This window comes from Pseudomonas sp. PS01300, assembly GCF_029960155.1.
Lineage (GTDB): Bacteria > Pseudomonadota > Gammaproteobacteria > Pseudomonadales > Pseudomonadaceae > Aquipseudomonas > Aquipseudomonas palmensis.
The window spans coordinates 45077-64553 of sequence record NZ_JASCPN010000020.1 but is presented as its reverse complement, the minus strand read 5'-3'; the positions used below and the strand labels follow the sequence as shown (position 1 = coordinate 64553).

At 55.7% G+C, this 19477-nt stretch carries 22 protein-coding genes and 2 pseudogenes; 12 read left to right on the top strand and 12 right to left on the bottom strand.

All coding sequences use genetic code 11. The features are described 5' to 3' along the window. Positions 1-221 precede the first annotated feature (221 nt). A pseudogene (locus QMX96_RS12645) lies at positions 222-371 on the top strand (polyamine ABC transporter substrate-binding protein); the annotation flags it as partial. A gap of 33 nt (positions 372-404) precedes the next feature. On the opposite strand, the gene QMX96_RS12640 reads toward QMX96_RS12645, so the two are convergent. The 7 genes from QMX96_RS12640 to QMX96_RS12605 all read right to left on the bottom strand — a co-directional run bounded on the left by QMX96_RS12640 (position 405) and on the right by QMX96_RS12605 (position 6500). Continuing rightward, entirely contained in the window at positions 405-1064 is a 660-nt protein-coding gene (locus tag QMX96_RS12640; protein ID WP_011953093.1) for an isoprenylcysteine carboxylmethyltransferase family protein, read from the bottom strand. Further along, on the bottom strand, positions 1061-1336 hold the full coding sequence (locus tag QMX96_RS12635) for a DUF2933 domain-containing protein (protein WP_011953094.1): 276 nt from the start codon (positions 1334-1336) through the stop codon (positions 1061-1063). The genes QMX96_RS12640 and QMX96_RS12635 overlap by 4 nt, the downstream gene beginning before the upstream one ends. 25 nt (positions 1337-1361) lie before the next feature. Beyond that, positions 1362-1817, bottom strand: coding sequence for a hypothetical protein (locus QMX96_RS12630; RefSeq protein WP_011953095.1), 456 nt, complete (start codon positions 1815-1817; stop codon positions 1362-1364). A 138-nt stretch (positions 1818-1955) separates the two neighbouring features. Further along, positions 1956-2978, bottom strand: a complete 1023-nt coding sequence (locus tag QMX96_RS12625) for a cytochrome D1 domain-containing protein (RefSeq protein ID WP_011953096.1) — start codon at positions 2976-2978, stop codon at positions 1956-1958. Positions 2979-3243: 265 nt separating this feature from the next. Further along, on the bottom strand, positions 3244-3444 hold the full coding sequence (locus QMX96_RS12620) for a heavy-metal-associated domain-containing protein (RefSeq protein WP_004575963.1): 201 nt from the start codon (positions 3442-3444) through the stop codon (positions 3244-3246). Positions 3445-3781: 337 nt separating this feature from the next. After that, complete coding sequence (locus QMX96_RS12615; protein WP_012269848.1) at positions 3782-6298, bottom strand: heavy metal translocating P-type ATPase; 2517 nt, start codon at positions 6296-6298, stop codon at positions 3782-3784. Between the two features lie 43 nt (positions 6299-6341). Next, positions 6342-6500, bottom strand: coding sequence for a hypothetical protein (locus QMX96_RS12605; protein ID WP_011953098.1), 159 nt, complete (start codon positions 6498-6500; stop codon positions 6342-6344). 47 nt (positions 6501-6547) lie between these two features. Here QMX96_RS12605 and QMX96_RS12600 point away from each other — a divergent pair. Together QMX96_RS12600 and QMX96_RS12595 are read left to right on the top strand one after the other, a co-directional pair. Then, positions 6548-6883: pseudogene (locus QMX96_RS12600) on the top strand (helix-turn-helix transcriptional regulator); the annotation flags it as partial. A gap of 423 nt (positions 6884-7306) precedes the next feature. Further along, positions 7307-8326, top strand: coding sequence for an ATP-binding protein (locus QMX96_RS12595; protein WP_015268415.1), 1020 nt, complete (start codon positions 7307-7309; stop codon positions 8324-8326). A gap of 183 nt (positions 8327-8509) precedes the next feature. On the opposite strand, the gene QMX96_RS12590 is transcribed toward QMX96_RS12595, so the two are convergent. Further along, a complete protein-coding gene (locus tag QMX96_RS12590; RefSeq protein WP_012269851.1) occupies positions 8510-8842 on the bottom strand; it encodes a hypothetical protein in 333 nt (110 codons plus the stop codon). A 330-nt stretch (positions 8843-9172) separates the two neighbouring features. Between QMX96_RS12590 and QMX96_RS12585 the strand changes: the two genes are divergently transcribed. From QMX96_RS12585 to QMX96_RS12570, 4 genes are all read left to right on the top strand, one after another. Further along, on the top strand, positions 9173-9406 hold the full coding sequence (locus tag QMX96_RS12585) for a hypothetical protein (protein ID WP_156867445.1): 234 nt from the start codon (positions 9173-9175) through the stop codon (positions 9404-9406). 310 nt (positions 9407-9716) lie between these two features. Further along, on the top strand, positions 9717-10640 hold the full coding sequence (locus QMX96_RS12580) for a hypothetical protein (RefSeq protein WP_011953102.1): 924 nt from the start codon (positions 9717-9719) through the stop codon (positions 10638-10640). Between the two features lie 220 nt (positions 10641-10860). Next, positions 10861-11070, top strand: a complete 210-nt coding sequence (locus QMX96_RS12575) for a hypothetical protein (RefSeq protein ID WP_015268418.1) — start codon at positions 10861-10863, stop codon at positions 11068-11070. 14 nt (positions 11071-11084) lie between these two features. Continuing rightward, positions 11085-11291 carry a hypothetical protein gene (locus QMX96_RS12570; RefSeq protein WP_011953104.1) on the top strand — a complete coding sequence of 69 codons (207 nt, stop codon included), beginning with the start codon at positions 11085-11087 and terminating at the stop codon, positions 11289-11291. Between the two features lie 143 nt (positions 11292-11434). Here the strand turns inward: QMX96_RS12570 and QMX96_RS12565 are convergent, their stop codons facing one another. Together QMX96_RS12565 and QMX96_RS12560 are read right to left on the bottom strand one after the other, a co-directional pair. Continuing rightward, entirely contained in the window at positions 11435-11563 is a 129-nt protein-coding gene (locus tag QMX96_RS12565) for a hypothetical protein (RefSeq protein ID WP_003253468.1), read from the bottom strand. A gap of 122 nt (positions 11564-11685) precedes the next feature. Continuing rightward, complete coding sequence (locus QMX96_RS12560; protein ID WP_003298414.1) at positions 11686-13383, bottom strand: phosphoethanolamine--lipid A transferase; 1698 nt, start codon at positions 13381-13383, stop codon at positions 11686-11688. Between the two features lie 490 nt (positions 13384-13873). Here QMX96_RS12560 and QMX96_RS12555 point away from each other — a divergent pair, with 490 nt between their 5' ends. The 3 genes from QMX96_RS12555 (at position 13874) to QMX96_RS12545 (ending at position 15680) form a co-directional block, all read left to right on the top strand. After that, positions 13874-14212, top strand: coding sequence for a zinc ribbon domain-containing protein (locus tag QMX96_RS12555; protein ID WP_071890582.1), 339 nt, complete (start codon positions 13874-13876; stop codon positions 14210-14212). Between the two features lie 54 nt (positions 14213-14266). Continuing rightward, complete coding sequence (locus QMX96_RS12550) at positions 14267-15172, top strand: cation diffusion facilitator family transporter (protein WP_010951438.1); 906 nt, start codon at positions 14267-14269, stop codon at positions 15170-15172. Positions 15173-15329: 157 nt separating this feature from the next. Further along, the gene (locus QMX96_RS12545; RefSeq protein WP_011953105.1) at positions 15330-15680 is read left to right on the top strand and encodes a DUF3147 family protein; all 351 of its coding nucleotides are present in this window, start codon (positions 15330-15332) and stop codon (positions 15678-15680) included. 32 nt (positions 15681-15712) lie between these two features. Here the strand turns inward: QMX96_RS12545 and QMX96_RS12540 are convergent, their stop codons facing one another. After that, positions 15713-16039: a DUF2790 domain-containing protein gene (locus QMX96_RS12540; protein WP_011953106.1), complete on the bottom strand. Its 327-nt coding sequence runs from the start codon at positions 16037-16039 to the stop codon at positions 15713-15715. Positions 16040-16728: 689 nt separating this feature from the next. Between QMX96_RS12540 and QMX96_RS12535 the strand changes: the two genes are divergently transcribed. Beyond that, entirely contained in the window at positions 16729-17403 is a 675-nt protein-coding gene (locus QMX96_RS12535; protein WP_003253457.1) for a heavy metal response regulator transcription factor, read from the top strand. Beyond that, a complete protein-coding gene (locus tag QMX96_RS12530; protein ID WP_011953107.1) occupies positions 17400-18818 on the top strand; it encodes a heavy metal sensor histidine kinase in 1419 nt (472 codons plus the stop codon). The genes QMX96_RS12535 and QMX96_RS12530 overlap by 4 nt, the downstream gene beginning before the upstream one ends. Before the next feature lie 57 nt (positions 18819-18875). Here the strand turns inward: QMX96_RS12530 and QMX96_RS12525 are convergent, their stop codons facing one another. After that, complete coding sequence (locus tag QMX96_RS12525) at positions 18876-19463, bottom strand: hypothetical protein (RefSeq protein WP_010951442.1); 588 nt, start codon at positions 19461-19463, stop codon at positions 18876-18878. Positions 19464-19477 lie beyond the last annotated feature (14 nt).

Sequence of the window (19477 nt, the reverse complement as noted above, 5' to 3'; positions counted from 1 at the left end):
TCTAACCCTGCCTATTAGAGCTGATAGGCAGGGTCATTTAGCCAAACTTTGGAAAAAGTGCTGCCGCAATTCCTGACCGCGCCGCCTTCAGCTCTGTGCCTCGGGACGCTAGTTGGTCTTTGCGCTCTGTAGCCGGGATGCATTCAGATCAGAGTAGTAGCTGACGTTTGAGCAGAGATCTTCGTGCATCACGATCTATATGGGTCGAAAGCGGACAGGGCATCGCAAAGTCATCCAACTGCCTGAGTTATCCGAACGCCAACAAGGATTCCACCGAGCTTGTCGACAAGAAAACCCGCGACAACTCAGAGTGTTATCCGAGCAAACAGACTTTGGATACCCTATTCCCGCTAGAAACACTGCCGCTGAAACCCTCCTGGCATGTAGCTCCTTCGTCCTACGCTTCAGCCTCTATGACCCCCACCCAACCTTTCGCGCAGGTGCGGAACGAACCTAGGCGTAACGCGGGTATAAGCTTCGTAGGCAGCGCCAAACTGCTTGTGCATTTCCCGCTCTTCGGAAACCGCCAAACGCCCGTACATCACCAGCAACACCGGGAACATTGCCAGCGTCAGCAGCGTCGGCCACTGAAGGAGAAAGCCCAGAAGAATCAGCACAAATGCCACGTACTGCGGATGTCTGATCCAGCCATAGGGCCCGACCGTTGCAAGTGAACGGCGGCGTTGCGCGTGATATAGCACGTTCCAGGCGGCAGAAAGCAAATAGAAGCCGAAACCCAGGAATAGGTAACTGGCAATGTGCAAAACACTGAAGTGTGGGTTGCCCTGGTCACCGAGCAACGTCGACCACAGATGGCCGGATTCGTGGGAAAGCAGATCGAGGTTGGGGAACCTGGCCTGCAACCAGCCTGACAACAGATAGATCGTCAGGGGGAAGCCATACATTTCCACAAACAGGGCAACGATGAAGGCCGAGAATGCACCGAAGCTCCTCCAGTCTCTCGCCGTTGCCGGCTTGAAGAAACTGAAGGCAAACATGATGAAGATCGCGGAGTTGATGAAAACCAGCGACCAGAGGCCATACGCGCTTTCACCATGATTCATGATGGATCTCCCGGCTTATGGATATCAGCCTTATCGGAGGGGGCCGGTTTGCTCTGGCCCTGGTGATGGTGTCCCCCATGTCCTCGATGCATGAAGACATGCATCAGCGGACAGGCGAGCAACAACAGATAAGGCAGGGCTCCAACGACATGGGCAAGGTGCTCGGTGAGCAGGAAGTAGACGGCGATCCCACCGATTACCACCAGGCCGATTGCATAGCGTGAACGCCAGAAACTGTGTGGTGAGCCGTTTTCATCGAAGTGAGGGTTCATAGCGACTCCTGGGAAAGGAGATGGGTTACTTCGATGCAGCAGATGGCATGCGGTCCATCATCATCTGCATCATCGACTCCATCATGTCCATGCGCTTTTCCATCATCTGGTGGCGGGCGGCCATATCCCCGCCCATGCCGCCATGCATGCCCCCCATTTCAGGCATGCCACCCTCCATGGACTTCATCATGGCCATGCCATTTTTCATCAGCGCCATATGCTCGGCCATCAACGCCTGACGGGCTTCCGGCGTTTTGGCTGCAGCCATCTTTTCGTGCATGGCTTGCATGGCCTTCATTTGCTGGTCCATCGCCGCCATTTGCCCTTTGTCCATTGGCTGAGAAGGCGTCTTCTCGGTAGCCGCCGCGCTTGGCGCATCGGCCGGGTGATGTGTCGAGTGTTCATCGGTGTTTTGCGCCATGGCGCCCACGGACGCTGCGGCCAAACAAAGTCCGATCAGTAAATTTCGAACGTTGTTCATCATCATCTCCTTAGCACTGTTTTAAAGCCGGATGCCTTGGTCTGGGCGCTAGGCCTCACCTGGCACGACAAGCAAATTACTGCGCCGGCGTGAATGCTCATTTTTCGCGTCGTGCTCGGGTTGTACACCGACGGGCTATTATTGGGCACTCGGCGGCTCGAAGCTGATCCCGTTTGGCCCGGCGCCAACCTTATGGGTAGCAACGACCTTTCGGCTGCTCGTATCGATGACAGATACGGTGCCCGCTTCAATATTGCTGACAAACACATAAGCGCCGTCGCTGCTGATGGCCACACCATGGGCACCCTTGCCGGTGGTCACGGTGCCCAGGCTGCTACGCGTCTGGAGATCTACGATGGAGACTCGGTCGTCCGGATTCTGGCCACTGCCCTGATTCGCGACATAGACCTGGCGACCGTCAACGGTGGCCATCATCTGGATTGGCGTGCGGCCGACATCAACCTTGCTGATCACCTTGCGTCTGGCCGTGTCGATGATGCCAAGCTGATTTGTCGCACTGAGCGAGACGAATGCCAGGCGACCGTCAGGGGCAAAGCCGACCTGGACAGGGCCTTTGCCCACGGGAATCTGCGCGGTTTCTTTGAGTGTGACGACATCGATAAGCGATACGCTGTCGCTCTTCATGTTCGCGATATAGAGTGTCCGGCCATCAGGGCTCAAGCGCAGCCCATGGGGATAACGCCCAGTTGGAATACCGGGCAACTCGATTCGCTGCTCAAGGTCAAATACTCGCACCTGGTTGGCAGCGGAATCGGTCACAAAAGCTCGCAGCCCGGTGACGTCGGTGACCACATGAGCCGGGTGATCGCCTGCCGGGAAGCTGAACGGTGGCCTGTCCAGCGCGCTGGTACTGAACACCAGCAACTGCCCACCGGGCTTTTCACCGCTCGAATGCCCCGCATGTCCAGCCACTCCAACAACCAGAAGCAAGCTGCCGTCGGGCGAAACCTGTAGGTTGTGGGGTGCGATCGGCAAGGCGACCGTGCTCACATCACCTGTCGCAAGATTTACCTGGCTAATGGAAGCGGACCGTTCATTGGCCGTGTAGACGTTACCCGTAGGGTTTGCCATGACCAGCCCCAGAGGGATGAGCAGGGATATCCCCAAGGCCATAGAACTAAACCGCTTGGCAGTCATCATTGTGAATGAGCTCCAACGAGGGGCCGGGGTATGTGAGCCAGGCTGGCCTATACATTTACTCAAGATAAACACCAATCGCGAAGCATTTTCTTGATCAGCGTCAACGTCCACAGCTTGACTCGGCACTGGGTGATCGAAGGCCGTCCATTTCTTGGGGAGTATTGCTGGCTATCCCGACCCGGAGTCAGTCGACATCAGGCTGTATATGAAGAAACCGCGCCATGAAACATGGCACGGCGGCTTGCCATCTGAGCGGTAACGAGACTTAGCGACTGACTTTGGTTGGGTAACCAAGCGCCTGGACCAGTGCACCGACGCGTTCCGCCTCGATGTTGCTTTGGACACTCACTGTACCGGCAGCACGATCAACGATCACCTTCGCGTCGCCATCGGCAGCCTGGATGGCCTTGGTGATCTTGTTGACACAACTGCCACATCCCATACCGGAAACTTCCAAAACGAACATAGCGGGCCTCTCATGCTGGTACGGCTTTTCTCGCCGCATTTACAGCTTCAACCTTGACACGATGACAAGGTCAAGGCCCGGTCAAAGGATTTATCTTCGCCCTGAAATCTTGTCCAACTCCTCTGGCGGCGGCCCCTGCTGCATCACAATTGTCCCTTACGATCTTGGCAGAAGATGGCGGACGTCGCAGTTGCCCGATGTCCTCCATCAGGACCAGATTGGCGCCGAACTCGCGGACATACCCGCTAAGGCCAAAGCCCTAGACAGTCAGTCATATGGATCAGGCGTTGAAACGCTGATGGCGGAACTTCCTCTCATAGGTTGCGGTGTGCCCATTTCAGTCTGTGACTACGCGCTTCAGCCGCAGTGCGTTGAATACCACGGAAGCCGAACTTACGCTCATGGCCAATGCCGCAATCATCGGTGACAATAGATGGCCGGTAAGCGGGTAGAACAAACCTGCCGCCAGCGGTATGCCCATAGCGTTGTAGAAGAATGCGAAGCCCAAGTTTTGACGCATGTTCTTCACCGTGGCCACGGATAGTGTTCTGGCCCGCAGGATGCCCATCAGGTCGCCCTTGACCAGCGTCAACTGGGAGCTGTTCATGGCAACATCGGTGCCAGTTCCCATGGCGATCCCGACATCAGCCCGGGCCAGCGCAGGGGCATCGTTGATCCCATCTCCTGCCATGGCAACCCGGCGCTTATCGCCCTGCAGGAGCGCCACCAGTTGCTCCTTGTCCTCGGGTTTCACTTCTCCGTGGACTTCCTCGATGCCGAGTTGTTTCGCGACCGCACGTGCCGTAGTCAGGCCGTCGCCGGTGGCCATGATGACCTTCACATCTTCTGCCTGTAGCCGGGTTACCGCCTCCTTGGAGGTGGGTTTGACCGGATCGGACACCGCTAGCAGGCCAGCGAGCACGCCATCGACGGCCAAGTACATGATACTCATGCCTTCCAGACGCAGCTGCTCGGCGCGGTCTCGCAACGGACTGGTGTCGAGGCCAGCCTCTTCCATCAAGGTCGTGTTGCCAAGCTGCAGCCGTTTGCCGTTCACCTGGCCACGTACACCGATCCCAGAGCCCGACTCAAACGCCTCTGGCTTGGACAAGCTGTGTCCATGCGCTCGCGCATGATCGACAATCGCATGTGCCAGCGGATGCTCGCTGCCTTGGTCCAGGCTGGCGGCAAGGCGCAAGACTTCGGGTGGCATGAACTGCCCGGTACCGACCACGCTATGAAACACTGGCCGGCCCTCGGTGAGGGTCCCGGTCTTGTCGACGATCAGCGTGTCGATCTTGCAGAGGTTCTCGATAGCACTGGCGTCTCGGAAGAGCACGCCACTGCTGGCAGCCTTCCCGGTAGCGACCATGATCGACATGGGAGTGGCTAGGCCGAGCGCGCAGGGGCAGGCAATGATCAGGACCGCGACCGCATTGATCAGGCCGAAGACCCAGCCAGGCTCCGGTCCGAAAAGCCCCCAGCCGAAGAGCGTGACCAGCGCGACCAGAATCACCCCCATGACGAAATAGCCGGCCACGGTGTCCGCCATCCGCTGCATCGGGGCTTTCGAGCGCTGAGCCCGCGCGACCATCTGCACGATTTGCGAGAGCACTGTCTCGGCGCCGACCTTCTGCGCCGCCATCACAAGGCTGCCGTGGGTATTCAGCGTGGCACCGATGAGTGCATCCCCAGCTTTCTTCATCACTGGCACGGGCTCGCCTGTCAGCATGGATTCATCGATAGCACTTTCGCCTTCCAGGACCACCCCGTCGACCGGCACCTTCTCGCCAGGGCGAACGCGCAGGTGGTCGCCCGTATGCACGTGGGTGAGCGGAATATCTTCCTCCTGACCATCGGCCCCGATGCGACGGGCCGTCTTGGGGGCAAGACCCAGGAGCGACTTGATGGCGGCGGAGGTTTGTGAGCGCGCCTTGAGCTCGAGCATTTGGCCGAGCAACGTTAATGAGATGATGACTGCAGCCGCTTCGAAGTAGACACCGATGCGGCCATCCTGCATGAAAGTCGTCGGGAAAACCTGCGGGAACACTGTGGCCGCAACGCTGTATAGGTACGCCGCAGCCGTTCCCAAACCTATCAGGGTCCACATATTCGGGCTGCGATTACGAATCGATGCGACCCCACGCACGAAAAACGGCCAGCCAGCCCATAGTGTCACGGGAGTGGCCAGAATCAACTCCACCCAATTCTGTGTGGCACCATGCAGCAATTGGAGTTGGTGGGCAGTCATGGCCAACACGGTCACGATGACCGTCAGGGGCAAGGTCCACCAGAAGCGGCGGGAGAAGTCCTTGAGTTCCGGGTTCTCGTCTTCCTCAAGCTCCGGTATTACCGGCTCTAGGGCCATGCCACAGATTGGGCAACTGCCCGGCCCACGCTGGCGGATTTGGGGATGCATCGGGCAAGTGTATTCGGCGTCCGCCGCGTTGCTTGGCTGCGGGGCAGCCGAGTGGAGATGGCCCGCGTGTTCTTGGTCCTGGGGAGGGCTAAGATAATGCACAGGCGCTGCGCGGAATTTCGTCAGGCACTTTTCACTGCAGAAGCGGTATGTCCTTCCCTCGTATAGCTCGAAGTAGCGACTATCCGGTGGCACCGTCATACCGCATACCAAATCGCGCTGACTACCATCCGGTTGCTCATACGGGTGCGAGTGGTCATGGTCATGGTCATGCTGGCACGATTCGGTGTGCATGAAGTAGTTCCCTTTGTTGTCCGGTTTGGACGAGTTTTCACCCTTCTGGTGAGAATACCCGCCATGGTTGTGCCCGAAGAGTTGCGTCAGCGGACAGAGCAACAAAATTAAATAACTGTAGTGCCTGTGACAGGTGGCCATAGTGCACGAGCCACATAAAACAGGCCAAATATGGCCAGCATGATCAGTGCAATACCGCCTTTAGTCCGCCAAAAAGGTATTGCCAGATCTGTACCACGGCGATGGGCTCCATCATGATCAACTCCCAAGCTGGGTGGGAAATATCGGCCGCTGCCGTATTGTCCAGCCTAGACAACATCTCCTTGAACAGCTGTGACGCCAATCAATGCTCCTGTAAGCGTGTCGATTATTGTTGTGGTGTAGCGTCATGGCATAGATCATTTCTGGAGGTTGCTGATCCTGCTGCTGCACCAGTGGTTGCCCTTCGACAATGCGCTGGCTGCCTTGTACCCCGGCGAGGGAGTGCCCAAGCCGCTGGAGGAGTACGACGCCGGCTCCCGGTGGGGAACGCCGTCCATGCTTTCCTGCCTGGACGGCCTATACTTGCTCGACCCCTTCTACCAGGCCTGTCAGGAAGGCCTGCCCAGTGGGCTGTAACGCCTGGAGGAGATCGCTTCTGACCAGTTCCGTCAAAGCGAGTACTTCCTCAGTTACTTCCACGCCAACGCATTGGAAGACGAGGAGCAGTTCGTTCTCCAGTTGCCGGCCAAGGTAGCCTTATGCGATCTAACAGCTCAAGCCCCAGACCTGATACATGCGGTGCGGTACAGCGCTGATCGGGTCACTCTTCGCTGTTCCCCTTCCAGCTTTGCCTTTGCCCACAGCAGACGTCGGAGATGAAACTGCTCGGCGGACTCACAAACCTGCTCCAGTGCTCTCGCACAAGGCTTTGATCTGGCCATCTTTGCTTGAATGGCTGACCCGTGGCAGGGCGTTGGCCGTGTTTTCTTCGTGCGTGTTGAGCCCAAGGCGAGCGCGATCCACCATCCACAGGCCGCTACTGCCGCGCGCCAATTCTATGCCGGCACTACTCGTCAAAAAATAGGTGAGTGCTTACCCGGCAGGCAATGGGCTACTATCGAGCCCTATATCTATCCGAAAGGGTTAGCTCCGTTGCCAGGGAATTGCATGCAGGCCATCGATATTGAAAACGCGATCGTTCTTCCTTGGGGGCTTGGCTCAAGATCGCCCCATGACCTGTTTTCTGTGTGCGCAGAAATCATTAACTGCCCTGGTGACATCGTTTTAGACGCTAGCAACCTCTCGTATATCGATCCGTTAGGGATGGCCACGCTGCGAGCGTTGTTTGAAAACCAGTTGGTCCAGAAGCGAGTTTCGATGCAGTTTTTGAGCAGAGACCTGACCTCCTACCTGGCCAGGATGGATTTTTTCAAGGACATTGATGTAGAGGGTGTAGATCTATCGGGGGTAGGACGTCGAAACGACCGAAGCACCTCGTTGGTGGAAATCACCAAAATCAGCGAACACCATCAAGCAGAGGCTGCAGCCTCTCGCCTCGCTAGAGCTATTACGGGAAGGTTGACTCAATCGGACCCGGATGCCCCAGTCGACGAGCACACGGGACGGAATGAGTTTGACTCCTACCGGGGCCCTCTGGAGTATTCGCTCAAGGAGCTATTGGAAAACTCGCTTACTCACGCCCGCAGAGAGGGACGTGGTGACGCCGCCGTTTGGCTGACCTGTCAGTTTTATCCAAAATTGAACCTTGTACGCATGGCCATCGTCGATAATGGGTGTGGGTTTCTCGCGACACTGAGGAATCACCCTGAGCTTCATGACCGCACGCATTTGCACGCGATCGAGGCGGCACTCAAACCGCGAGTGAGCTGCAACCGGGGTGCGATGGCCCAGATCCTGGGTAGCGAGAACCAAGGTATCGGGTTAACAACTACCGCAAAAATTGCAGACGCGGCGGGCGGTGGTTTGATCATCGTGAGCGGCAATGGCATACATGACACAAAGCGTCGGCAGTCTCAGGAGCTGCATGATGCGCTGTGGAATGGTGTATCGATCGCGTTTAGCTGTACCCGTGAGCTGCTGCCCACCATTTCGATCAGTGACTTGCTGCCGAAGGACGATGCAGGACAGGTTGACGACGATCTCGACCTAGATCTGAATTTCCGCTAGCTCTGGCTTTTTGATAGCTCGAGGGCTAGAGTCGATCATGCAAGGAGCGGTAAATGGGAGATTCAGCGTCAACTGAAACTCTCGGGCTGCAAAAAAGGATTATGCAATACAAGGGGTTACGACATGCAAACTCAAATTCGATTAAGTAGGGATAGTTCTATCCGAACGTACGGAATGCGAGCTTCAGCGATCCCCTACCGTACCGAAATCGAACGCTCGCTCAGCAGTGGTGAGAGCGTTGTCATAGATTTCGCTGGGAACGATGTCACTCAGTCCTTCGTCGACGAGTTGATCGGGGCGCTGATTCTGAAGGAGGGTCGCCAGGTGGTATCGCGCCTTGCCTTTGAAAACTGCACCAACGATGTCAAAGGAATCATTAAATTTGTGGTCCATGATCGAGTTCGACAGCTGCAAAAAATGCCCGCGTGACGGATCCGCATTGAATTTAAGGCCCTCAATATTGAGGGCCTTTTCATTGGTGCCAGGCAAAAGATAGCCGTCTTGAGTGGCCCCCATAGCTCGCCCTGAAAAGCGAATGTCAGGGGACACACCGCAGAAAAGCGTTCTGTAGCGGAGGAATACGTGGAAAACGGAGCTTAGGTTTCCTCATTGAGATGTGTAGAAATCCATCGCGACTCACCTATGCAAAGGCTGCGAAAAGCCTGAATCTACTGGGGTATCGTGGCGTGAGATATGTGCAAAAAAATGTGCACAGCATCTGCGGATTGGAGAGCTGGCTTGGCTCCTTAAGTAAAACCATCAAGCTGCAACGGACCTGCAACTCCTGCGGCTTGAAGCAAAGCGGGTAATACCACCCCTGAGCCCTACGAGGTGGTGTTCCGGTTTTTGACCAAACGAGAGCACGCCAGGCGCGCAAATGAGCTGCACGACCAGCTGAATGAAGTGCTCGGGGTGGCCAGAAATCTCAACGATGGGCTGTACTTCGGTGGAGCAGACGTCACGGTGCTACAAGACTTTACCATGCTCGATGCGGAAGACTTCGTGCGGTACAACCTTCACGACTGGCTCAGTGTTGGGGATACCGATGAAGATGAAGAAGGTGCCGATGATGCTGACTGAGCTGCTATCGGCCTCCCCTTTAGGATCTGGGTTTGACCTTAGCTGACCGGCTGCTCTACAAACCAATTGATTTTCTCCGGAGCCGGTGTCACTGTCGCTCCAAGAATAGCCCCCACGCCTCGGGCAGGTCCCAGACCTGTACTGCGCATCAGGGGGTTAGTTGTTTCTAGGGCCCGCCCAGGTCGATCAGGCATGCTTTGGGCTGGCCTCAAACCAGTGGGTGACCACCAAAAGGGTCAGTTAGGCCTACTGCTGCCTATCCTCGCTCGTTACCATCCAGAAACCCTCTATTGATACGGTTTCAGCAAAGATGGATGTCTATAAGCTCCGCATCGAAGACACAGAAAGCAAGATCATCGACAAGGAAGGTTTCGAGGCCGAGACCTTCCGCAGAGATCCGTGGTACCAGCCTGGAAGTGCGGGCAAGCTAGCTCAGTTTGCTGTATGCCCGGCATGCGACAACCCTGTCCAGCTGGTTGGGCTGTATGAGCTACCGCCTAACGTGAAGAACCCATTCGGGAAACATGCTACTAAGAGCATTCGCGGCATCGCTCCATTTGATAGTGAGGCCCGTAACGATTGCCCGTACTTCAAGCCTCGCCAGCATAAGAAAACAGAACGAAAAACCAGGTTTGACGGCGTCCCGCGGAAGATTCTCAAGCTATTGATCGAACAGTTCGATCGCGTGGTTTACATCCTGGAGAAAGAGACCCAACTGGTCCTTTCCGAGAACGCGTTGAGAGGCATGCTGCAGCGTTACAAGGGAGAGCGTGGCTACCTCTATACCGGCGCGACGCTTCGCAATGTGCCATGGATCTTTGCTTACATGTCGGACGCCACCCGCCTGTTTGGCCAGAAGGTCAGTGGAAATGCTGAGCTGGTGAAAGCTATTGCCGCTGAGGTGCCGGGGGCGGAAATCAGCAGCACTGGTCGGCTGGAATCGAAGAAGGTGCCTGGTTCGAAGGCGGCATATTTTGATCTCAAAATGAGTTTCATCCGCCATCGAATCGTCAAAGACAGTGAAGCGTCTGGCTTGGTTGAAAGCATGGAGTTTGTAGTGTCACAGCCTCGCGGAGGTGAGCTTGAGCACATTCACAAGGAAGTCATCAAATTCGATTCGGCTTGGTTCGAATCTCTTATCCGGATGCCGGTTGATCATCCTTATCGCAGAATGGATAGAGTGAAGATGGCCCGGGAGGAACTGGGCGATCTGCTGGAGCTGACTCAGGCCTGAGGAGGCCTGCTGTAAACCACTTTTTTTCACTGTAAACCACAGTGGTTTACAGTGAAAAAAGTGGTTTACAACGTAGCTATGACACGCGCCCTGGCCACTCCCCAGGCCAGCGCGCTCCTCATTGGTTCGTTCAGCCGGACGTCGAACACCTGTGCTGCTCGGGGCCTTGCCACGCCGCGGTGTCCTATAATTCATCTTCAGCTGAGTGGAGCAAAATGTTGTGAAGCGCACATTCATTGGAATGGTCGAGGCTGGTGAGCCACTGATGAGGCAAGCGCTTGAAGCTATCCGACAGGCCCACGAAGCGGAGGCTGCTGGATTGCCAGACCTTGAGGTACAGCGTCTTCACCTATTGGCAGATTCGCTCTATCAGGCGGTCATTGATTTTCAGCTCCTCAAAGCAGGTAAACCACCGTCGACTATCCAGTGAGGACCTGCCGCTACATGACGAAAAAGATACCAGCTCTTCTCCCCGACCACCCCATGTATACCGACGCAGTGGATGCGATGAAGCAATACCACGAGGCGCAGGCTTCTGGCTCATCTGCCGAAGAGGTTGAGCGCCTGCGTCAAATCGCAGAATCACAATTTCGGGCTGTCAGCGAGTATCAGCTCAACGCTCTGGGATATCAGTCTCGTCGTCCGCACTGAAGGGATAACCGATCCGGAGGTAGCTTCAGAATCCATCAAGCCAAGCGGAAGACTCACGACGCGGTCCGATTGATCAGCGAGACGGTCGGGAGGGTTTGCACACAGCCCCAAAAAAAAAGCAGCTCCCGAGAGCTGCTTTTTTCTTACTCCCCCTTTTTGTGCTTGTGGGGTTTCAGGTCCGGATGGTCCTTCTGCTTTTCAGGGGTGACTCGCTGCCTTTTGTCCGGAGTGCCATCTTCATTGGTGCGCTTTGGGCCTGGCTTGATGCTCATGCAAAACTTCCTTTTCCGCTTGGGTTGTTGAATGCAGCTATGTAATTAGTCCAGCTTCTCTCAGCTGTCAAAGCAGGCTGGTGCAGAACCGCCTGGCCGATGATCCGGTCCACATCGAACATTCAGAGGCCAGAATAAGAGCCTCCGACAAAGGGCTTACAAGGGGCAGTGAAATCCAGCGCTGAGCGATACGAAGACGTCTGGACGTTCATCATGCCGAGCACGGTGTGGAACAGGTTGTCGTGGCTCAGCGGTGACGTGGTTTGAGCTTTCAAACAACCCACGTTGACCTTTTCGCTCTTCGCGAGCGAGTCAGACATCCAAAGTACCAACGGCACCTTTGTTTGCTCGTCAGGAGCCATCGCGTAAGGCAGCCCGTGTAGATAGAGCCCACCCTCCCCCAGCGATTCGCCGTGGTCCGAAACGTACATCAGCGCAGTGTCGAACTTGGTGTTGGCCGCCAGGATATCGATGAGATTTGCAGTCACATAATCGGTGTAGAGGATTGAGTTGTCGTAGGCATTGACCACCTCCTCCTGCTTACATTTGTCGAGCTCGTTGGTCTCGCACACCGGTGCGAATTTCTTGAATTGCGAGGGGTAGCGCTTGTAGTAGGCCGGGCCGTGACTGCCTTTGTAGTGGAGCACCAGGACAGCATCGCCTTCCTGGCGCTTGATGAAGTCTTGCATCTCCGTGAGCAGCACCCCGTCCTTACACTCCTCGCTGGTGCACAGTTGGGAATCCGCGTGAGAGGCAGCCTTGTGGTTGGGAACCCTGTCGCAGACCCCTTTGCACCCCGAGTTGTTGTCAGTCCACATGACACTGATGCCAGCGCGTTGAAGCACGTCGAGCAGCCCTTCTCGGCTCTTGGCCAAGCCATCTTTGTACTGGGCCTTACCCACGTCCAGGAACATGCATGGCAGCGAGACCGCGGTAGCGGTACCGCAGGAGCTCACGTTCGTGAAGCTAATGACATTTCGCTTTTCTAGTTCCGGATTCGTTTCACGGGAGTAGCCGTTGAGGGAGAAGTTGGCGGAGCGAGCGGTCTCTCCTACTGCCAGTACCAGCAGCCTGGGTTTACGAGCCGCACCCTGTCGATTAACTACCGCATCAGTACCAATGGCCGTCAGCGTTTTAGGTGAGGCCAGCTGACGCTTCAGGTACCCATGGCCAGCCGCAAACAAGTTGGTAGGTACCAGAATCAGCCGGATCTCCCGATTGTTGCGCAGCAAGGAGGCATACGACTGGTACTGACTCAACGCGATGCCAGATAAGGTCAACAGAGCGAGCGACAGAGCAATGAACCTGCTGACCAAAGCTTTGGCCCAAGGCTTGCGCCGGAGGGGAACCCGGGCAATCAGGTAGACGGGCAACACCCCAACCATTGCGACCCAAAGACCGAGCTTCCAATTCAGCAGCTCGGTTGCCTCAGCGACGTCGGTCTCCACAACGTTGGTGAACATTGTGTAATCGATCACGATGCCGTAGGCATTCATGAAGTAACTCGCAAAAGACGCGCTGATCAGTACCAGGCACAGTATGGGTTTGGCCAGCCGCCCCCATGACAGCAAGCTCAGAACGGTAAACACCCATGCGAATACTATGACTGGGAGGCTAGCCGCTAGCTGCCAGTTCACTTCATCGGTTTTGAATACCAGCTTCCAGAGCACGTTCCAGAGCTCAGCGTTCGCGAATAGCAGTAACCAAAAAGTCACCAGGCCGATTAGCAAATTAGTACTGATGCCTTTCTGCCGCGCATTGCGAATAGCAAAGATCCATTTGCTTAACAGGGTGTGAACAATGGATTTGGAAGGTGTCATTATCAAACTCTGGAAGCTGCTTATCCATGGCGGTAGCTATGGAGTTAGCGGGAGCTACAAGGCAAACCGTCGACAGATGCTGAGCGATTGCGCAATGTGCGGAGCGTCAGAGGCCTTAGGCCCCTAGGCGTTGGGGACGCTTAGTATGTGTGAGGCATAGGGATAAAAAGAGAAATGAATCTCGCTGAGCGCATTATTTCCGGGACCTGATAACGACACGATGACCTCGGGATTACAATGCTGACAGAAATCCAATTACTGCTGTTTTGATTGTCATTGATCACGCTATGATCAAAATTAGGGGGATACTACCCACCAAAAGCAATGCTCCGCTCAGCTAGATAAATTTAATTTCACAAACAAAACGGTTTCGTTTTGTCGTAGGCTAATTTTGAACTTTCAATTCAACTTACAAGTCTTTCTCGCGAGCAGAATATTATTTTCAACTTTTGCTCGTTAATATGTCACCCATCAATGAGGGGCGAATACCATGAGCTTTTTCAAAAACATCCTGGGCGGGCACCATGGCCGTGGAAACCACGGTGGAGGCAAGCACCACAGCGGGGGACATGGGGCCGAGCAATATGATCGCCATGGCCGGCAGCAGGGCTGCGACGGCGGTAATCAGGTGTATGACGGCGGGCGCCCTCCCACTCCTGCCCCCATCAAAGATCTGCAGGGCTGCAGGCAGTGCCGGACGGCCAACGATCCGTCAGCACGCTTTTGTCTAAACTGCGGAACACCGCTATCGAGTGGTTGCACCGCCTGCGGCTCGCTGCTGAGTGCAGGAGCAAGATTTTGCAGTCACTGTGGCCAAGCGACGCTCTAAGGCTAGGTAGACAGGAAGGCCAACGAGACCACAACCCTGCGCAAGGAGAAATACGTGGGTTCAAATCATGACCATGGCAGCGCTGCAGTACGCGAGGGGCATCAGAAGAAGCTAATCATGGCGCTCGGCTTGACTGGCAGCTTCATGATTGCAGAAGTGATCGGTGCGTGGATTACCGGCAGCCTGGCGCTGCTGTCGGACGCATCTCACATGTTCACAGATACTGCCGCCTTGGCGATCTCACTGATTGCACTTCAGATAGCCAAGCGGCCGGCGGATCAGAAAAGAACCTTCGGCTATGCGCGCCTGGAAATTCTGGCTTCGACGTTCAACGCCGTGCTGCTCTTCCTGGTGGCGATGTACATCTTGTATGAGGCCTACCAGCGCTTCTTCATGCCGGCGGAGATCGCTACCGGAGCGATGATGTGGATCGCAATCGCCGGCCTGATCATCAACCTAATTTCGATGCGCCTTCTGGCATCTGCGAGCAACGAAAGCCTCAACGTCAAAGGAGCCTACCTCGAAGTTTGGAGCGACATGCTCGGCTCGCTTGGCGTAATCATCGCGGCACTTATCATCCGCTTCACCGGCTGGACCTGGGTCGACACGATTGTCGCTGTGGCGATCGGCCTTTGGGTTCTGCCGCGGACGTGGCAGTTGCTTCGCGAAAGCCTGGGGATCCTCATGGAGGGTGTCCCGAGGGGGCTCGACGTTACGGCAATCGAGGCCACCATCCTCGGAGTAGATGGCGTGACGGACGTTCATGACTTGCACGTGTGGGCTGTCAGCAGTGGCAGTAACGTGATGACGTCGCACGTAGTGGTTCGGGATTCTGCAGATGGGGATGCTGTGTTGGCGGCCGTCGTGGATGCTGTCAGCGATGCATTCGAAATCCATCACTGCACCATCCAGATCGAGCGGGCAGCTTTCCACGAGAGCGTTCCCTCACCCTCGCACTGACCGATCGGTAAACACCATGCAAACACATCACCCTCCTGGCTGAGGGTGATGTTGCAAAAAAAATGCGGTGAGGGATGCCGTAAACGGCAGGAGCGCTTCAAGGGGGTTGGTGAATGGCTTCGCCTGCCCTCGTCAACAACCTCCAGAAGGCTCAGCGATGGCCTGGATCATCACGAAGTACCTACTCACTGCCGGTATAGTGATTCTCGTGTCAGAGCTGGCGAAACGCAGCGACAAGCTGGGCGGCTTGGTCGCCGCCCTACCCTTGGTCACGGTCGTGACGTTGGTCTGGCTCTATTTAGAGAACCAGAGCATGGAGAAGATCTCCAACCATGCTTGGTACACGTTCTGGTACGTGCTTCCGACCCTACCGATGTTTATTGCTTTTCCATTGCTGCTACCTAAGCTCGGCTTTTGGCCGACACTGATCAGCAGCATCCTCATCACAATGGCCAGCTTCGGAGGCTTCGCCATACTGCTGCGCCGGTTCGGCATTGAGCTTCTATGATCCGGTGGCCGCAGGGATCATCTTGATGAGTCTTAACGGCTATTAACACACTCGCCCTTCACCAGGTAGCGAACCATGTGCAGTTCGCCTTTCGAGTCTTCGTAGGTCATCATGCTTCTTACATTACCGCAGTACCGCACACTGGGTGATACATACACCAACTTACCAACGTCCAGGTCCATGCCATAGGCGTAGTCTTCTAGTTGAGGCATGGGCTTTTTTACGCGTTGAGCATAATCCGCTGTAGCCTCTCTAGCAGTACGCTCGATGCGTTTATTGATCTCCATACCGCTTTGGGCATTGGCTGTTAGTGATGTAAAGAGCAAAAACACGGCGATCGCTGATACAGTAGTGTTCATAAGAAGTCCCTTAATAAAAAAGCGCCCGTAGGGGGGCGCTAAAATTCACCTACCAAAGGAGCGTATGGTTTACAGGTGAATGCACTGGCGCGAACAACTGCTCGGTGCTCTTGCCAAGCTGCTTTGAAATGAGACAATTTCCAAAGCAGCGATGCCTCTTCCGCTGCCCTTAAACTAGCAAAGGAGGCTAACACCAAGATGATCGGGCAATTACAATTTGGACATGTAATAGATTGTAAGATAATTATTCGAGAGAATATCGAGCCGCCACGTGAACTAATTTGCAGAAAGGCGCTGCGGTTTGCGGCCGTGCATGGGGTCTGCCTGCGTGGCGCCCTCGATCCAAGGCCAGTACCAGTCCTTGCAAGCTAACGACCGAAATGCTGCCTGTCCTGGCCGATTCCACCTGCCAGGCGAATCTGTCATACACCGCCGCAGGCCCCAGAATCCGCTATGCTTAGGGGTGGAGCCTGCATGACTGTCAGAAATCTTGCGGCTACATTACAAATTTGTAGGATTTCGCCGCGGCCAGCTTCTTCGCGTTAAGATTCAAGCGTCCTCAGGTGACCCGGCGTATGGACAGAGGTAGCGACTACCACATGCCATACCCTCAGCCAAACTTTCGAACAGCCTGCAACCATAATCTTGGCGGATTAGGCCAACTCCTTCCTCACACCTTGAGATAAGTTATGCGCGTTCTAGTTGTGGAAGACGAAATTAAAACTGCCGAATATCTTCAGCAGGGCCTATCCGAAAGCGGGTATGTCGTAGATATCGTGCACAACGGTGTAGATGCTCTGCACTTGTTCAACACTAATGTCTATTCGTTGGTCCTCCTGGACGTGAACCTCCCGGGTATCGACGGCTGGGACCTGCTGGAAACCATCCGTAAGACCAGCCGGGTCCGCATCATCATGCTGACCGCCCGCGGACGCATCAATGACAAGCTCAAGGGCTTGGACGGCGGCGCGGATGACTACCTTGTGAAGCCATTCGAATTCCCTGAGCTGCTTGCTCGCATCCGTTCGCTGCAACGCCGTGGTGATGAGTTAGTCGAGAAGAGCTCGCTGAAAATTGCCGATCTGGAACTCGACTCCGTCCGCCATCGCGTCTTCCGCGGTGGCACACGCATCGATCTCACCACCAAGGAATTTGCGCTTCTGCACCTGCTCATGAGCCGAACGGGCGAAGCGCTGACTCGCTCTCAGATCATCTCGTTGGTCTGGGATATGAATTTCGATTGCGACACCAATGTCATCGATGTAGCCATCCGGCGCTTGCGCTCGAAGATCGATGACCCGTTTGAAACCAAGCTCATTCACACGCTTCGTGGCGTTGGGTACGTTTTTGAGGAACGCGCATGAGGCCATTCAGCCTGGCTGCAAAGCTGGGGTTAAAAGTTGGGTTGATGAGCGCAGCGTTGCTGCTTCTGTTCGCCACCTTTGGCTATCTGATGGTAGGCAAGGCTCTGGAAAGAAATGCCAGAGCAGACCTGGAAGTAAAGATGGCGGGGATGGCTCACAACCTGTCCACCATCCCGGACATCTCCGGCGTCAACGCGGATGCGCATCAGCTTGTCGATTTGGTCATGGGCCACAACAACCTGTATGTGAGCATATTCGATACCTCACAGAATCAGACTCCCCTGCTCTCGATTGGCTCGAAACAGGTCAATCTGGAGGTGCACAAGTTTCAGCCGGCGGCCCAGCCCAAAGAGCACGAATGGCGTGATACGCAGGACCGTCCTCTGCTGAGTGCTTCTCGAATCATGCGTTTGGGCGATGGAACAGAGGTCAGCGTCTATATGACCATGGACCAGTCATCCAGTGAGGCGCTGCTCGATGCGTTGCTGACCTGGGCCTTGATGATGTCCCCCGTCATCCTCGCACTGATCTTGGCCATTGGCTGGTGGACTGTGCGCAGAGGCCTGCTACCACTGACCAAGTTCCTCAAGATCGCCTCGAAAATCTCAACCGAGAGCCTCGACCATCGCCTTCCAACTGATGGGATGCCGGCAGAACTCAAAATGCTCGCCGACGGCATCAACATCATGCTGGCTCGCCTGGATGATGGGGTTCAGCAGCTCTCGCAGTTTTCTGACGACCTTGCTCACGAACTTCGAGCACCGCTTTCCAACCTGATGGGCAAGGCCCAGGTTGCCTTGACCAGAGAACGATCGCTTTCCGAGTACCGGGAGGTTCTGGAGTCGTGCACAGAAGAGCTGGACCGCATGAGCCGCATGGTTTCCGACATGCTGTTCTTGGCCCAGGTCAGTCATCCAGCATCAATGGTGGAGTTCGAATCCGTCTCCTTGGTCGACGAGGTTCAGCGAGTGTGCGAGCTCTTCAGCATTTCAGCAGAAGAAGGCGAGATTCAGCTGCAGATCTCCGGCAGTGATGACGTGGTGCGCGGGAATCGCCTGATGGTTCAACGTGCCGTCTCGAATCTGGTCTCGAACGCGATCCGTTACTGCCCTCGCGGCCGCACGGTCTACGTTAAGGTGCAGCATAGTGCGAGCGGTACGACGTTGAGTGTCGGCAACCCCGGCCGTGGTATTGCCAAGGAACACCACGCGCACTTGTTTGAGCGGTTCTACCGTGTGGACAAGAGCCGAGCACGGAGCGAAGGCGGTACCGGTCTTGGCTTGGCCATTGTGCAGTCGATCATGAGTCTGCACCAGGGATCGGCGAGCGTGGAGGTGACCGAAGAAAACTTCACCTGGTTCCACCTTCACTTTCCGGAAGCCCAGCAAATGCAGCCGGCAATGACCGCCGCTTAAATTGCGCAGACACGATTAGGCCCGTCAATCGACGGGCCTTTTGTTTGCCTCAATGCATCAGTGCCGAAGGACCACAGGGTCCATGGGCGACCGCAGAATCACCGACTTAATAATCTTCTGTTCGTCAGGATTGGCGTTTTTCCACAGGTGTGAGAAGTACTGAGCATTCACTTTCTCTTGAGCACTTACGCTGCCGGCGGCATCGATCAGGCGCATGGTCGAGTAGACACAGATCAGCGCCAGAATGAAGAACGCCGTGGCGACCACCATCACATAACGCTTGGCCAGCACCGGTGCCCGCTTGAGCTCCTGGATAGAGGCGTCCGCCGCCTTTGTCGCTGCTGTAAGCTCCGAGATCAGTGGCTGGATGGCGGTGTCGACTCCGCGGCATGCAGCTGAATACGCTGATGCAGCGGCGCGCAAGGCAACCTCCTCCGCGTTCGACCAAGCCTTCTCCGCCTTTCGCACCTCCTCCTGAATCTGCCGGCCGACAGCGTCCACCTGCTCCACCAGTTCGTTCGACCTCTCCAGAACAGCGCTGGAGGTGCGCGTCTGCGAGGTCAGCTCATCGAGCTGGACAGTGAGTTTTTCAGTGCAGCGGCGAAAGTCACCGATAGCAACTGCCCAGGGCTCTATGTCATTCATGGCTATCTCCTAGG